This window comes from Pseudomonas sp. 11/12A (assembly GCF_000800055.1).
GTDB lineage: Bacteria > Pseudomonadota > Gammaproteobacteria > Pseudomonadales > Pseudomonadaceae > Aquipseudomonas > Aquipseudomonas mohnii.
In genome coordinates this window covers 4,384,727-4,398,870 of record NZ_JUGV01000001.1, presented here as the reverse complement: position 1 = coordinate 4,398,870, position 14,144 = coordinate 4,384,727, and the positions used below count along the sequence as shown (strand labels likewise).

At 60.1% G+C, this 14,144-nt stretch carries 11 protein-coding genes; 9 read left to right on the top strand and 2 right to left on the bottom strand.

Going from position 1 to position 14,144, the window contains the following annotated elements:
• Positions 1–23: 23 nt before the first annotated feature.
• Positions 24–653 (top strand): LysE family translocator, encoded by a 630-nt coding sequence (locus tag GQ39_RS20180; protein WP_047533066.1) that lies wholly within the window; start codon positions 24–26, stop codon positions 651–653.
• 2 nt (positions 654–655) lie between these two features.
• Here the strand turns inward: GQ39_RS20180 and GQ39_RS20175 are convergent, their stop codons facing one another.
• Positions 656–1,426, bottom strand: a complete 771-nt coding sequence (locus GQ39_RS20175; RefSeq protein ID WP_047539060.1) for an AraC family transcriptional regulator — start codon at positions 1,424–1,426, stop codon at positions 656–658.
• A gap of 85 nt (positions 1,427–1,511) precedes the next feature.
• Between GQ39_RS20175 and GQ39_RS20170 the strand changes: the two genes are divergently transcribed.
• The 7 genes from GQ39_RS20170 (at position 1,512) to GQ39_RS20140 (ending at position 12,688) form a co-directional block, all read left to right on the top strand.
• Positions 1,512–2,696 (top strand): MFS transporter, encoded by a 1,185-nt coding sequence (locus GQ39_RS20170; RefSeq protein ID WP_047533063.1) that lies wholly within the window; start codon positions 1,512–1,514, stop codon positions 2,694–2,696.
• Between the two features lie 144 nt (positions 2,697–2,840).
• The gene (locus GQ39_RS20165) at positions 2,841–4,523 is read left to right on the top strand and encodes a fatty acid--CoA ligase (protein WP_047533060.1); all 1,683 of its coding nucleotides are present in this window, start codon (positions 2,841–2,843) and stop codon (positions 4,521–4,523) included.
• A 339-nt stretch (positions 4,524–4,862) separates the two neighbouring features.
• Positions 4,863–6,749, top strand: a complete 1,887-nt coding sequence (locus tag GQ39_RS20160) for a DUF1302 domain-containing protein (protein WP_047533057.1) — start codon at positions 4,863–4,865, stop codon at positions 6,747–6,749.
• Between the two features lie 28 nt (positions 6,750–6,777).
• The gene (locus GQ39_RS20155; protein WP_047533054.1) at positions 6,778–8,142 is read left to right on the top strand and encodes a DUF1329 domain-containing protein; all 1,365 of its coding nucleotides are present in this window, start codon (positions 6,778–6,780) and stop codon (positions 8,140–8,142) included.
• A gap of 245 nt (positions 8,143–8,387) precedes the next feature.
• A complete protein-coding gene (locus GQ39_RS20150) occupies positions 8,388–11,126 on the top strand; it encodes a LuxR C-terminal-related transcriptional regulator (protein ID WP_047533051.1) in 2,739 nt (912 codons plus the stop codon).
• An 88-nt stretch (positions 11,127–11,214) separates the two neighbouring features.
• Positions 11,215–11,856, top strand: coding sequence for an MBL fold metallo-hydrolase (locus GQ39_RS20145; RefSeq protein ID WP_047533048.1), 642 nt, complete (start codon positions 11,215–11,217; stop codon positions 11,854–11,856).
• A gap of 103 nt (positions 11,857–11,959) precedes the next feature.
• Positions 11,960–12,688, top strand: a complete 729-nt coding sequence (locus tag GQ39_RS20140) for an OmpA family protein (protein ID WP_047533045.1) — start codon at positions 11,960–11,962, stop codon at positions 12,686–12,688.
• A gap of 237 nt (positions 12,689–12,925) precedes the next feature.
• Here GQ39_RS20140 and GQ39_RS20135 read toward each other — a convergent pair whose 3' ends face one another.
• Positions 12,926–13,360 (bottom strand): YhcB family protein, encoded by a 435-nt coding sequence (locus GQ39_RS20135; protein ID WP_047533043.1) that lies wholly within the window; start codon positions 13,358–13,360, stop codon positions 12,926–12,928.
• A gap of 144 nt (positions 13,361–13,504) precedes the next feature.
• Between GQ39_RS20135 and GQ39_RS20130 the strand changes: the two genes are divergently transcribed.
• On the top strand, positions 13,505–14,134 hold the full coding sequence (locus GQ39_RS20130) for an alpha/beta hydrolase (protein ID WP_047533040.1): 630 nt from the start codon (positions 13,505–13,507) through the stop codon (positions 14,132–14,134).
• Positions 14,135–14,144 lie beyond the last annotated feature (10 nt).

The following is a 14,144-nucleotide window of genomic DNA, read 5'->3' as shown; positions in this document are numbered from 1 at the left end:
ACGCTTGTCCAAAAGGAGCCTTCATGTACTGGACAGAGTTCTTGACCGTTGCCCTGATTCACCTGCTGGCCGTGGCCAGCCCCGGCCCGGACTTTGCCGTGGTGGTGCGTGAGAGTGTGACCCACGGTCGTCGTGCCGGCATCTGGACGGCGCTCGGTGTCGGCACCGCGATTTTCTTGCACGTCGGCTATTCGCTGCTGGGCATCGGCCTGATCGTGTCGCAGTCGATCGTGCTGTTCAATGCCTTGAAGTGGGCCGCTGCCGCTTACTTGCTCTACATCGGCTTCAAGGCCCTGCGGGCGCAACCGGCCAAACCGGTGGCGGATGATCTGCACAAGGAAGCGGGCGAACGCACGGCCCGTGGCGCGTTCACTTCGGGTTTCGTGACCAATGGCCTCAATCCGAAAGCCACGCTGTTTTTCCTGTCGCTGTTCACCGTCGTGATCAATCCTCACACACCGCTGATGGTGCAAGCCGGCTACGGCATTTACCTGGCCGCCGCGACCGCGACCTGGTTCTGCCTGGTGGCGATGCTGTTCAGCCAGCAACGTGTGCGCGCCGGTTTTGCTCGCATGGGGCACTGGTTCGACCGCACCATGGGCGCCGTACTGATTGCAATCGGTGTGAAGCTCGCGTTTACCGAGATGCACTGATCCTACGTGGCGCCGAGTTCGCTCAGCTTGTTCAGGGTGTTCAGGTATTGCCGGGGATTTTCTCCCAGCAAACGACGGAACATCGCGCTGAACGCGCGGGCGCTGCCGTAACCCAGGTCCTGCGCCACGCTCTGCACGCTTTCCCCGGCGAGCAGGCGGGGCAGGGCTTCCATCAAGCGCAGCTGCTGGCGCCAGTCATTGAAATTCATCTTGAGCTGTTGCTGAAACAGTCGTGCCAGAGTGCGTGAACTGGCGCCGACCTGCTGTGCCCAGTCCTCCAGCGTGTTGAGGTGATCAGGTTTTTGCAGCAGTGCCAGACAGATACTCTGCAAGCGCCGGTCCTCGGGCATGGGTATGTGCAGCGCAAGGTTTTCCAGGCTGGCCAGCTCTTGCAGCATCAGTTGCTGAATCAAAGGATTTTCAGCGTACTGCGGGCCTTGCACTGCCCGCACGATCAGCTCGCGCAGCAGCGGCGTGACCGCCAGCACACAGCACTGCTGCAGGTTCGCCGGCGACAGTTCGGCGTCGATGAAGAGCGAGCGCATGCGCACCTCCCCGGACATGAAAATCTCATGTTCCACCCTTGGCGGAATCCACACGGCGCGGGTCGGTGGAATGATCCACGCACCCTGCGCCGTCACCACTCGCATCATCCCGCACACGGCATACAGTAACTGCGCTTCGCGATGTTGATGAAGTTCCTGGTGTGCGCCATCCACGTAATCTCGGGGATAGGCACTGACCGGCCCGTGCTGGAAATGGCTGATTAACATGTCAGATCCGATGACTTTGTTGTCAGGAATGCGCTTTTTCGCCAACTTAGCATAGGTCGCTCACTCCAACGTAAAGCGTGCCGCGATGAACCAGTCCAGAAACGTAATCCGCTACATCAATGCCGCCCATGTGATCGACCACATGTTCATGCTCATATTTCCCGCCGCGGTGCTCGGCATGACGCAGGCGTTTGCCCTCGATTTCGCGGCGCTGATCGGCTTGTCCCTGGGCGGATTCATCGCCTTTGGCGCTTGTTCCTTGCCGGCCGGTTGGCTGGGGGATCACTGGAGCCGACGGCGAATGATGCTGGTTTTTTTCTTCGGCATTGGCGCTTCAGCGATTTTTACCGGCTTGAGCCACAACGCACCAATGTTGGTGCTTGGTCTGACGCTGATCGGGATTTTTGCAGCGATCTACCATCCGGTGGGCACCGCGATGCTGGTGGCCTACGCACAAAACCGTGGCCGGGAGATCGGCATCAATGGCATGTGGGGCAACCTGGGCGTGGCGTTTTCAGCGCTGATCACGGGGTTGCTGGTGGCGCATTTCGGCTGGCGTGCGGCGTTCATTCTGCCGGGTGTGGTGGCGATGGTGCTGGGCGTCGGGTTCGCCTTGCAGGTGCGTGAGGAGCCTGTCCCCCAGCGTCCCCACACGCCGCTCAAAGGGGCGGGCGGTCAGCGAATCTCCATGGCAGTGGTGTTCGGCGTGCTGGCATTGGCTACGGCGACCGGCGGCGTGGTGTTCAACGCGACGACGATGACTTATCCGAAATTGTTCCAGGAGCGGTTGCACGAGTTGTTCGCGTCGCCGCAAACCTTGGGTGTCGTGGTCAGCCTGGCTTATGCCTTTGGCGCCGTGGCTCAGTTGAGCATTGGCCGGGTATTGCATCGCGTCAGTCTCAAGTGGCCGTTTGTGGTGCTGACGATGTGCCAGGCGCCGCTGCTCTACGCACTCGCCTATGGCGAAGGCTGGGGCGTGATTGCGTTGGGGGCGGCGTTCATGTTCGTGGTGTTCGGCCAAGTCACGGTCAACGATGCGATGGTTGCCAATTTCGTTGCGCCTCAATGGCAGTCACGAGTCTTTGCGTTGCGTTACTGCCTGTCTTTCGGCGCCAGCGCCACCGCCATTCCTCTGATCGCCTACGTCGAACCGCTCCAGGGATTGGTCGGGCTCTATCTGATTTTGGCGGCGATTGCGGCATTGACCTTCATGGCGGCCCTGGTCTTCCCGCGGACGCCCTCGGAGGCTTTGGCAGGACAAACGGCCTGAGCGCTGTGCATACCGACAAATGCTGGCGCAACGCTAGCATTTGTGCGGCTCTGCAAATCATTCCTTTGGCTGATTTGGCTGGCGATCAAGGGCACTAAAGTGCTTGCTTTCAGCCACGACCGTGCAGTCAGAAAAGGGATTCTTATGTTGCAGACTCGCGTTATCCCCCCAGCCGAAGGCGCCTACCAGTATCCGCTGCTGATCAAACGGCTGCTGATGTCCGGGGCGCGCTATGAGAAAACGCGCGAGATCGTTTACCGCGACCAGTTGCGCTACAGCTATCCGACCTTGATCGAACGGGTCGCTCGGTTGGCCAATGTGCTGACAGAGGCCGGGGTCAAGCCTGGGGACACCGTGGCGGTGATGGATTGGGACAGCCATCGTTATCTGGAATGCATGTTTGCCATTCCGATGATCGGCGCGGTCATCCACACCATCAACGTGCGCCTGTCGCCGGAACAGATCCTCTACACCATGAACCACGCCGTGGACCGCTTTGTACTGGTCAACAGCGAGTTCGTGGGGCTGTACAACGCGATTGCCGGGCACCTGACCACGGTCGAGAAAACCCTGCTGCTGACCGACCTGCCGGAAAAGACCGCCGACCTGCCGAACCTGGTCGGCGAGTACGAGCAACTACTGGCGGCCGCGAGCCCGCAATACGACTTCCAGGATTTCGACGAAAACTCGGTCGCAACGACTTTCTACACCACCGGTACCACCGGTAATCCCAAAGGCGTTTACTTCAGCCATCGACAACTGGTGCTGCACACCATGGGCGTGTCGACCATCATGGGCGCGATCGACAGCGTGCGCCTGCTGGGCACCAACGACGTGTACATGCCGATCACGCCGATGTTCCATGTACATGCCTGGGGCCTGCCCTATGTGGCGACCATGCTCGGGCTCAAGCAGGTTTATCCCGGGCGCTATGACCCGGAGTTTCTGGTGGAGCTGTGGCGCAAGGAAAAGGTCTCTTTCTCTCATTGTGTGCCGACCATCCTGCAAATGGTCCTCAATGCCAAGGCAGCGCAAAACACCGATTTCGCTGGCTGGAAAATCGTCATCGGCGGCAGTGCACTCAATCGTGCCCTGTACGAAGCGGCGAAGGCCAAGGGCATTCAGTTGACGGCCGCTTATGGCATGTCGGAAACCGGGCCGCTGATCTCCTGCGCGCACCTCAACGACGAGTTGATGGCCGGCACCGAAGACGAGCGCACCACCTACCGGATCAAGGCTGGCGTGCCGGGGCCACTGGTGGAAGCGGCGATCATCGACGCCGACGGCAATTTCCTGCCCGCCGATGGCGAGACCCAGGGCGAGCTGGTGCTGCGTGCGCCGTGGCTGACCGAGGGGTATTTCAAAGAGTCGCAGAAGGGCGCCGAGCTCTGGGCCGGGGGCTGGCTGCACACGGGTGACGTGGCGACCCTGGACGGCATGGGCGTGATCGACATTCGCGACCGGATCAAGGACGTGATCAAGACCGGCGGCGAGTGGGTGTCCTCCCTGGACCTGGAAGACCTGATCAGTCGCCATGTGGCGGTACGCGAAGTAGCAGTGGTGGGCATTGCCGATCCGCAGTGGGGCGAGCGGCCGTTTGCCTTGCTGGTGGTCCGCGAAGGCCATGTTATCGATGCCCGGGAACTCAAGGAACACCTCAAACCGTTCGTGGAACTGGGGCACCTGAGCAAGTGGGCGATCCCGAGTCAGATCGCTCTTGTTACTGAAATTCCCAAGACCAGCGTCGGCAAGCTCGACAAGAAGCGAATTCGCGTCGATATCACCGAATGGCAAGCCAACAACAGTACCTTCCTTTCCACGCTTTAAGCGTGCTCCGGCGTGCCCACAAGGGCACGCCGGCCCCACCAAGCAAGCGCTTGGCTTGTCAAATCAGAAAATTAAGCCATCCTTGCCCTGCCGACGGGCGTCGGTCTGGCAAAAGGACTGTTCCAGAGTGGCTGACAGGTGCAAATCACACTTTAGAGGGATCAAGCACTACTACCTGCTGGCTATAGTCCGCTCAAGGATTTTTAAGAACGGAGCAAACGCACAAAACGGGGCGATGCAATTTTGGAATGACTTCGGGATGCCTTGGCTCCCCGTCATCCACAACGTTTTTAGAAGTGCTCACTGCCATAACAATAAAATGCACATGGAGTAGCGTCGATGACATCAGTAAATCAGTTCTGGCGCCGGGCGAAACTGCCTCTGGCCGTCAGTCTTGCCTCTACGCTCGCCGGGCCAGCATTCGGCGTCAGTTTCAACGTTGGTGAAATCGAAGGCCAGTTCGACTCGTCCCTGTCCATTGGTGCCAGTTGGTCTACCCAGCAGCCGAACAAGAACCTCATCGGCGTCAACAACGGCGGCCATGGCCTGTCCCAGACTTCCGATGACGGTCACCTGAACTTCAAGAGCGGTGAAACCTTCTCGAAGATCTTCAAAGGCATCCATGACCTGGAACTGAAGTACGGCGATACCGGCGTGTTCGTCCGGGGCAAATACTGGTACGACTTCGAGCTCAAGGACGAGAGCCGTCCGTTCAAGGACATCAGCGACGACAATCGCAAGGAAGGCGCCAAGTCCGCTGGTGGCCAGATCCTCGATGCCTTCGTTTATCACAACTATTCCATTGCCGATCAGCCAGGTTCCGTGCGTCTGGGCAAGCAGGTGGTGAGCTGGGGTGAAAGTACCTTCATCGGCGGCGGCATCAACTCCATCAACCCGATCGACGTGTCCGCGTTCCGTCGTCCGGGTGCCGAGATCAAGGAAGGCCTGATCCCGGTCAACATGTTCTACGTGTCCCAGAGCCTCACCGAAAACCTGTCGGCCGAAGCGTTCTACCAGCTGGAATGGGACCAGACCGTCGTTGACAACTGCGGCACCTTCTTCTCTCAGCCGGACATCATTGCCGACGGCTGCGACAACAACCTGCGTGTGCTGAACAAACGTTCGACCATTCCGGCCGCAGCCTTGCCTACGCTGACCCGACTGGGCGTCGACGTCGACAACGAAGGTGTGCTGGTGCGTCGTGCCGGCGACCGCGATGCACGGGACAGCGGCCAATGGGGCGCGTCCTTCAAGTACATGTTCGATCCGCTGGACACCGAATTCGGTGCCTATTTCATGAACTACCACAGCCGTGCGCCGATCTTCAGCGCCACCGGTGCTCCTGCGTCGACCTTTGCCGGGGTCAGGGCGCTGCCGGCGCAGTTGCAAGCACTGGCGCCGCTGATTGTCGCGGGTAACTCGAGCTACTTCGTCGAATACCCGGAAGACATTCGCCTGTACGGCTTGAGCTTCTCCACCACCCTGCCTACCGGTACGGCGTGGAGCGGTGAAGTCAGCTACCGTCCGAACGCACCGGTGCAGCTCAACTCCACCGACATCCTGTTCGCCGGCGTACGTCCTTTGGGCGGCGCGCTGACCAACGCTTCGCTGCTTTCCGCACCACCGGGCACGGATCTGCACGGCTATCGCCGTAAGGAAATCACCCAGTTCCAGACCACCCTGACGCACTTCTTCGATCAGGTCATGGGCGCCAGCCGTCTGACCCTGGTCGGTGAAGTGGGCGTGACCCACGTCGGCGGCCTGGAAAGCACCTCCGACGTCCGCTACGGCCGTGATCCGGTCTACGGGCCAGGCGAGCTGCCTGCCACCGGCGGCCAGAACACCTGCGTGGCGCTCAACACCAGCACCATCAACGGTGCTGGTCCAGGTGCTGCAACCAACAACCGCAGCCGCAACTGTAACGATGACGGCTTCACTACCGCCACTTCCTGGGGTTATCGCGGTCGGGCCATCTGGGAATACAACGACGTATTCGCCGGCGTGAACCTCAAGCCCAACGTCGCCTGGTCCCATGACGTGAGCGGTTACTCCCCTGGCCCTGGCGGCAACTTCGAGGAAGGTCGCAAAGCGGTCAGCCTGGGTCTGGACGCCGAGTACCAGAACACCTACACCGCGAGCCTGGCTTACACCAACTTCTTCGACGGCAAGTACACCACCGTGGATGACCGCGACTTCGTTGCGCTCAGCTTCGGCGTGAACTTCTAAGCACTGTATTTTCAGGACGAACGCACATATGAAAATAACAAAGAGTCTGTTCCACGCCGGTGTTCTGGGGCTTTCGCTGCTGGCGACCAGTGTCATGGCGGCGGTCCCGGCAGCCGAGGCGGACAAGCTGGGCAAGAGCCTGACCCCCATGGGGGCCGAAATGGCGGGTAACGCCGACGGTTCGATCCCGGCCTGGAAACCCATGCCGAAGAACGCCGGTTCCGTCGACAGCAAAGGTTTCCTGTCCAATCCGTACGCCAGCGAAAAACCGCTGTTCATCATCACGGCGCAGAACGTCGAGCAGTACAAGGACAAGCTCGCCCCGGGCCAGTACGCGATGTTCAAGCGTTACCCGGAAACCTTCAAGATGCCGGTTTACCCGTCCCATCGTGGCGCTACCGTGCCGGATGACGTGTTCGCCGCCATCAAGCGCAACGCCACCAATACCAATCTGGTATCCGGCGGCAACGGTCTGGAAAACTTCGAAACCGCAGTGCCGTTCCCGATTCCGAAAAGCGGCGTTGAAGTCATCTGGAACCACATCACCCGCTATCGCGGCGGCAGCGTAACCCGCCTGGTCACCCAGGCTACGCCGCAGCCAAACGGCTCGTTCAGCCTGGTGTACTTCCAGGACCAGTTCGTGTTCCGCGACAAGATGAAGGATTACGACCCGAAAAACCCGGGCAACATCCTGTTCTACTTCAAGCAGAAAGTGACCGCTCCGGCACGTCTGGCCGGTGGTGTGCTGCTGGTTCACGAAACCCTCGACCAGGTTAAGGAACCGCGTTCGGCCTGGGTCTACAACGCCGGTCAGCGCCGTGTGCGTCGTGCGCCGCAAGTGTCCTATGACGGGCCGGGTACCGCAGCCGATGGCCTGCGTACCTCCGACAACCTGGACATGTACAACGGTGCGCCGGATCGTTACGACTGGAAACTCGAAGGCAAGAAAGAGATGTACATCGCCTCCGACGCCTACAAGCTCGACGACCCGAATCTGAAGTACACCGACATCATCAAGGCCGGTCACATCAACCAGGACCTGGCGCGTTACGAGCTGCGCCGCGTCTGGCATGTGGTCGCCACCTTGAAGGAAGGTCAGCGCCATATCTATGCCAAGCGTGACTTCTACATCGACGAAGACACCTGGCAAGCAGCGGTGATCGATCACTACGACGGTCGTAACCAACTGTGGCGTGTCGCCGAGGCTCATGCCGAGAACTACTACGACAAGCAAGTACCGTGGTATGCGCTGGAAGCCTTGTACGACCTGCAATCGGGCCGTTACCTGGCATTGGGCATGAAGAACGAAGAAAAGTCCGCGTACGACTTCGGCTTTACGGCCACCACCAGCGACTTCACCCCGGCGGCCTTGCGTCAGGATGGTGTTCGCTAACGTGCACTGAACAGAGGCCGCATCCTCTAGAAACGCCCCGACTGGTTCGGGGCGTTTTTTTTGTGCGTTGATAAAGCTGGCGGCCTCATTTCAACGTCGGCGCCATGGAGTGAAACGAGGCTGTGATCTTTTGTTCGTAGACTTTTTGTAGTCATTTGTAGCAACAACCTTCATAACCACTTCGTTTACCGCTAGTCTGCGGACATCTGCAACGCCGCCATCCGCAATTCAAACAAGAGCCGGCCATGACTGATCTGTTCCCTCCACCAGGTCCTGCAAGCGTTGCCGTCGCCACGCTGGCCGGGCGTTTTTTCCGGCCACCCTTGCCCGACGGCCATGTGCTGCGGCCTCGTCTTTGCGAGCGTCTGAGTACGGGGCTCAATGGTCGGCTGTTACTGGTCAGTGCACCGGCAGGGTTCGGGAAAAGTTCGTTGGCGGTGGAGTTCTGTCAGTCGCTGCCGGCCCATTGGCAAAGCCTTTGGCTGGGATTGAGCCCGCGAGACAGTGATCCGGGTCGATTCCTCGAACGCTTGCTCGAAGGCCTTCAGGACTATTTTCCACAACTGGGCAGGCAGTCCCTGGGGCTGTTGAAGATGCGCCAGCGGCATCAACCGTTTGCTTTCGAGGAATGGCTGGACGGCTTGCTCGACGAGCTGGCGGTGCACCTTTCGACAGCGACGCCGCTGTTACTCGTGCTCGATGACTATCATCTGGCCCAGGGGCCGGTGCTTGATCGCTGCCTGCAGTTTTTCCTCAACCATTTGCCCGACGGCTTGCTGGTCATGGTCACCAGTCGCCAGCGCCCTGACTGGCATCTGGCGCGGCTGCGCTTGTCGCGGCAACTGCTTGAGCTGAATGAGCAGGACTTGCGCCTGACCCACGACGAAGCCTTGACCTTGCTCGACCGGCACAGCAGTTCATTGCGCGGTGAGGCCCTGGAGAGCCTGATTCAGCGCAGCGAAGGTTGGGTAGCCGGGTTGCGCTTCTGGTTGCTGGCGGCCTCGGAGGCAGGCAGCCAAGGAGCATTGCCCCAGGCGCTGCACGGCGGAGAGGGACTGATCCGCGATTACCTGCTTGAAGAAGTGATCGATTGCCTGCCCGCCGAGGTTCAATCGTTCCTTTACGACACGGCGCCCCAGGAACGTTTTTGCAGTGAGCTGTGCGACGCCATTCGCGACGCGCATGACAGCGCCGAGATCCTGCGTTTTCTGGCTGCACACCAGGTTTTTCTGGTGCCACTGGACGAACACGGCCACTGGTATCGTTATCACCATCTGTTCTCCGATCTGCTGCGCACGCGGCCTACCGCACAGCCAGTGGTGCCGGCCGCGAGCCTGCACCTGCGTGCCTGTCGCTGGTTCAATGCCCAGGGTTTGCTCGACGAAGCGGTGGAGCAGGCCTTGCGCGCCGGACACCTGGATGTGGCGGCGAACCTGGTACAAAACCTTTCCGAAGAGCAATTGCTGGCCGAGCAAAACGTCGGCATGTTGCTGCGCTGGAAAATGGACTTGCCCGACAGCTTGCTCATCAGCACGCCGCGCCTGATCGTCCTCTACAGCTGGGCGTTGGGGCTGGCCTGTCAACTGGATGCGGCCGAGGAGCTGTCGAGCCATTTGAGCCGCTTCCTGCCGGCCCCGTCGGCCACGGCGCAGAAGTCCATGCTGGCGCAGTGGCTGGCACTGAGCGGGATCATCGCTCGCGGGCGCGGCAATCGCGAGCTAACGCTGCTCTATTGCAGCGAGGCGTTGGAAAGCCTTCCGTGCAAACGCTACGGGCAGCGTTTGATGTGCCTCTCGACCCTGTCCAATCTCGCCATCGCCGATGGCGACTTGTGGCGTGCACGCGAGTTGAACCGGGATTCTCTGGAGTTGGCACAGCGGGTTGGCAATCCGTTGTTCGAAGCGCTGGCCCACTACGACCGCGCCCGAGTGCTGCAGGCGCGCGGGGAAATCCTTCGTTCACTGGATGAAGTCCGTCAAGGGTTGCAACGTCTGCAAGGTTTATCGGCGCAACGGCTTTATGCGGTACGCGCGAGACTGGCCTTGTACGAAGGATTTCTGCTGGCGCAGCGCCTGCAACCACAAGCGGCGAAGGCGCGATTGCAGGTCGGGTTGAGCGAGGCACGTGCATGCCGCGACATCAGCGTGCTGATCGGCCACTGCGTGATCGCGCGGCTGGAAGGCAGCAGTGGCGAGTTCGCCAAGGCCTTTGCCGAGCTGGCCGAAGCCGAACGGCTGATGCACATTTGGGATGTGCCGCCCATCTACTATCTGGCGATGATCACGCTGGTCAAATGCGAACTCTGGCTGGCGCAGGGGCGCACCGATCTGGCCGAAGCATGGCTGACGAGATTGAGCCAGACCTACAACGGCGAACACCCGGCGGCGCCTCCTGAATTCCACCCGCAACTGCCACTGCACATCGAGCTGCAGCAAGCTTTGCTGGAGGTTATTCAGGGCCAACCGATGCTGGCCGAGGGGCGTTTGAATGCTCTGCTCGAACGTGGTCAGCAAACCGGTCGGCAGTTGCTCAGTACGATGGCACTGACGCAAATAACCTCGTTGTTGCTGAGCACTGGACGCGAACCCGAGGCTCGAAAGGCCTTGGGACAGGCCTTAGAGGCGGCTGCCGGTGGCGTGCTGCAACCGTTTGACAGGTTGTTGGCCGAGCACCCGGACTGGCTGCGTGGACAGCTTCAACTCTGTGCGCCGACGACCGTTTGCCAGGACCTGGCCGAGAAACTTCCGACGCCCGTGGTCCGCCCGGCGCTGGAATCCACCGCAGCGGCAGAACAGCTCAGTACGCGTGAACTGTCTGTGCTGCGCCTGATCGCCCAAGGCTGTTCGAACCAGGAAATCAGTGATCAGCTGTTTATTTCCCTGCACACGGTCAAGACCCACGCCAGCCACATCAACAGCAAGCTCGGGGTGGAGCGGCGTACGCAGGCGGTTGCACGGGCGAAGGAGTTGGGGGTGTTGGGTTAAGGGTGAAACTAAAGTTACACAGGGCGGTAAATTGCCGGGCGCCGATTTGTGCGAACATTACCCATCCCTGTTGATTGAGCCCTCTGCGATGTCCCCGCCAACCACCCTCATTCGAGAAACCTTCCCCGTCGGCCCTTTGCAGTGCAACTGCACGATCATCGGCGATCCGGTAACGAAAAAGGCCATTGTCGTCGACCCGGGAGGCAACCATGAGTTGATCCTGGCTCGGCTCGATGCGTTGGGCCTCAAAGTGGTCAGCATCATTCACACTCACGCGCATCTCGATCACTTCCTGGCCTCCGGTCAGTTGAAGGAGAAAACCGGCGCCACCTTGCACCTGCACAAAGAAGATCAATTCCTCTGGGACAACCTGGAGATGCAGTGCCAGATGTTCGGCGTGCCCTACACGCCAGTGCCATCACCGGACCGTTGGCTGGCCGATGATGAAGAGTTGGCTTGCGGTTGCGGTGTGGCGCTGCACACGCCGGGGCATACGCCGGGATCCATGAGCTTCTGGTTTTCCGATGCGAAGCTGTTGATTGCCGGCGATACCCTGTTTCGCCGCGGAGTGGGGCGCACGGATTTGTGGGGCGGCGATCAGGCGACTATCGTGCGCTCGATCAAGCAGCGTCTGTACACCCTCGACGAGGAGGCCACGGTGGTGGCCGGCCATGGTCCCGATACCCGACTCGGCGATGAAATGCGCGAAAATCCTTTTGTTCGGGCTTGAATTGTAACGGGCGGAATTTTTGTCCGGCGAGACGATCCAACGCCCGCAATGGTTCGATGCTTAAGTTCGTTGCACCACAGAATGTAAAAAGTAGGAGCTCTACATGTTCACCACGCGTCGTTTGATTATTGTTGCTACAGCCGTGGCGCTGTTGTCCGGTTGTGCCTCGCCCAACCCGTACGACGGCCAGGGTCAGGCGGATAGCGGCTCCACGGGTATGAGCAAAACCGCCAAATACGGTGGTCTCGGCGCTCTGGCAGGTGCTGTGGCGGGTGCGGCCATCAACCACGATAACCGTGGCAAAGGGGCATTGATCGGCGCGGCGCTGGGCGGTGCCTCCGCTGCCGGTTACGGCTACTACGCCGACCAGCAGGAGAAAAAACTGCGGGCCAGCATGGCCAATACCGGTGTTGAAGTGCAGCGCCAGGGCGATCAGATCAAACTGATCATGCCGGGCAACATCACGTTCGCCACCGATTCGGCGAACATCGCCCCGAGCTTCTACCAGCCACTGAACAACCTGGCCGGCTCGCTGAAAGAGTTCAACCAGAACCAGATCGAGATCGTCGGTTATACCGATAGCACCGGCAGCCGTCAGCACAACATGGACCTGTCCCAGCGTCGTGCGCAGAGCGTGGCGACCTACCTGACGTCGCAAGGCGTGAGCGGTGCCAACCTGAGCGCCCGTGGCGCCGGCCCGGATAACCCGATTGCCAGCAACGGCGACGTCAATGGCCGTGCGCAGAACCGCCGTGTCGAGGTCAACCTCAAGGCGATTCCGGGTCAGCAGTATGGCGGCCAGCAACAAGGCACCGTCCAGCAATACCCTTGATCGCCTGACTGAATCCCAGGCGTGAAAGAGCCGCCCGATCCTGAAAAGATCGGGCGGCTTTTTTTGTCGTTGAATCCGGCCCCATCGCGAGCAGGCTCGCTCCCACAGTTCAAGCGGCCCTTCTGTGGGAGCGAGCCTGCTCGCGATGGGGGCAGGCCGGGCAAAGAAGAGTTCAAAAACAAAAAAAAGCCCTCGGACAATCACTCGTCCGGGGGCTTTTTCATACCTGAAACCAGATTACTTCTTCAGGCCGTAATGCTCGTCGAGCATGCCCGGTGCGTTCGGGGCTTTAGGCGCGTAGTCACGCGGTGGTTCCTGATTGCGCGGCGGCGTCAGGCGTTCCCGTGGAGCCTGCGCCGCGTCGGCGTGCAGAGAGGCCAGCAGGCGTTGGCGGGTCTGCTCGTCCAGGGCCAGGCGGTTGGCGCCTTCGGCGAGATGATCCTGCACTTCCTGGTAGCTCTGAGTCAGTTTCTTGACCAGTGTTGCAGTGCTGTTGAAGTGGGTCACCACCTCATTCTGATAACTGTCGAAACGTTCCTGAATATCGTCCAGCTGACGTTGCGTGCTGCTAGGCGCGGCATTCGGCGCAAGGCGAGCGATCAGGAATCCAATGGCGACACCCACAACCAGGGCAAGAGTCGGCAACAACCAAACTAAGAGCGAGTGTTCCACGAGTCCTTCCTCTATAAACGGCTTTGCTTTACGTTAACGGCTCGAACCTGCGCTGTATACCGCGATTCACTCGCAATAGACAGCGACAGACAATTTGCTAGACGAGTCGACCCGATTCGAGGTCACGGAGTTCCTTCCTTGCTTATGCGTGAAACCCCTGTAGTGATTGATGGCCCGGTCGGTCAACTGGAAGCACTTTACCTGGATAACGAGCAGCCGCGCGGCCTGGCGCTGATCTGCCATCCGAACCCGGTGCAGGGCGGCACCATGCTCAACAAAGTGGTCTCGACCCTGCAGCGCACCGCGCGCGATGCCGGTTTGATTACCTTGCGTTTCAATTACCGTGGCGTCGGTGCCAGCGAAGGCTCCCACGACATGGGCACGGGCGAAGTCGATGATGCCCAGGCCGTGGCCAAGTGGTTTCGGGCCCGGCACCCGGATTTGCCACTGAACCTCTTCGGTTTTTCCTTCGGCGGTTTTGTCGCCGCCAGTCTCGGCGGGCGCCTGGAAGCGCAGGGCGAGCGTCTCAAGCATCTGTTCATGGTCGCGCCGGCGGTCATGCGCCTGGGGGATCAGGATCAGTTGCCGCAGAACGGCGAACTGACCCTGATTCAGCCGGAAACCGACGAAGTCATCGATCCGCAGCTCGTTTACCAATGGTCCGACAAGCTCGAACGTCCCCATGAGCTGCTGAAAGTGGCAGAATGCGGACACTTTTTTCATGGCAAGCTGACCGATCTCAAGGATCTGATCCTGCCGCGTCTTTCGAAATGATTGCAGTCTG

Coding starts and splice junctions, on each gene's coding strand:
- GQ39_RS20180 (WP_047533066.1), top strand. CDS start 24: ATGTACTGGACAGAGTTCTTGACCGTTGCCCTGATTCACCTGCTGGCC.
- GQ39_RS20175 (WP_047539060.1), bottom strand. CDS start 1,426: ATGTTAATCAGCCATTTCCAGCACGGGCCGGTCAGTGCCTATCCCCGA.
- GQ39_RS20170 (WP_047533063.1), top strand. CDS start 1,512: ATGAACCAGTCCAGAAACGTAATCCGCTACATCAATGCCGCCCATGTG.
- GQ39_RS20165 (WP_047533060.1), top strand. CDS start 2,841: ATGTTGCAGACTCGCGTTATCCCCCCAGCCGAAGGCGCCTACCAGTAT.
- GQ39_RS20160 (WP_047533057.1), top strand. CDS start 4,863: ATGACATCAGTAAATCAGTTCTGGCGCCGGGCGAAACTGCCTCTGGCC.
- GQ39_RS20155 (WP_047533054.1), top strand. CDS start 6,778: ATGAAAATAACAAAGAGTCTGTTCCACGCCGGTGTTCTGGGGCTTTCG.
- GQ39_RS20150 (WP_047533051.1), top strand. CDS start 8,388: ATGACTGATCTGTTCCCTCCACCAGGTCCTGCAAGCGTTGCCGTCGCC.
- GQ39_RS20145 (WP_047533048.1), top strand. CDS start 11,215: ATGTCCCCGCCAACCACCCTCATTCGAGAAACCTTCCCCGTCGGCCCT.
- GQ39_RS20140 (WP_047533045.1), top strand. CDS start 11,960: ATGTTCACCACGCGTCGTTTGATTATTGTTGCTACAGCCGTGGCGCTG.
- GQ39_RS20130 (WP_047533040.1), top strand. CDS start 13,505: ATGCGTGAAACCCCTGTAGTGATTGATGGCCCGGTCGGTCAACTGGAA.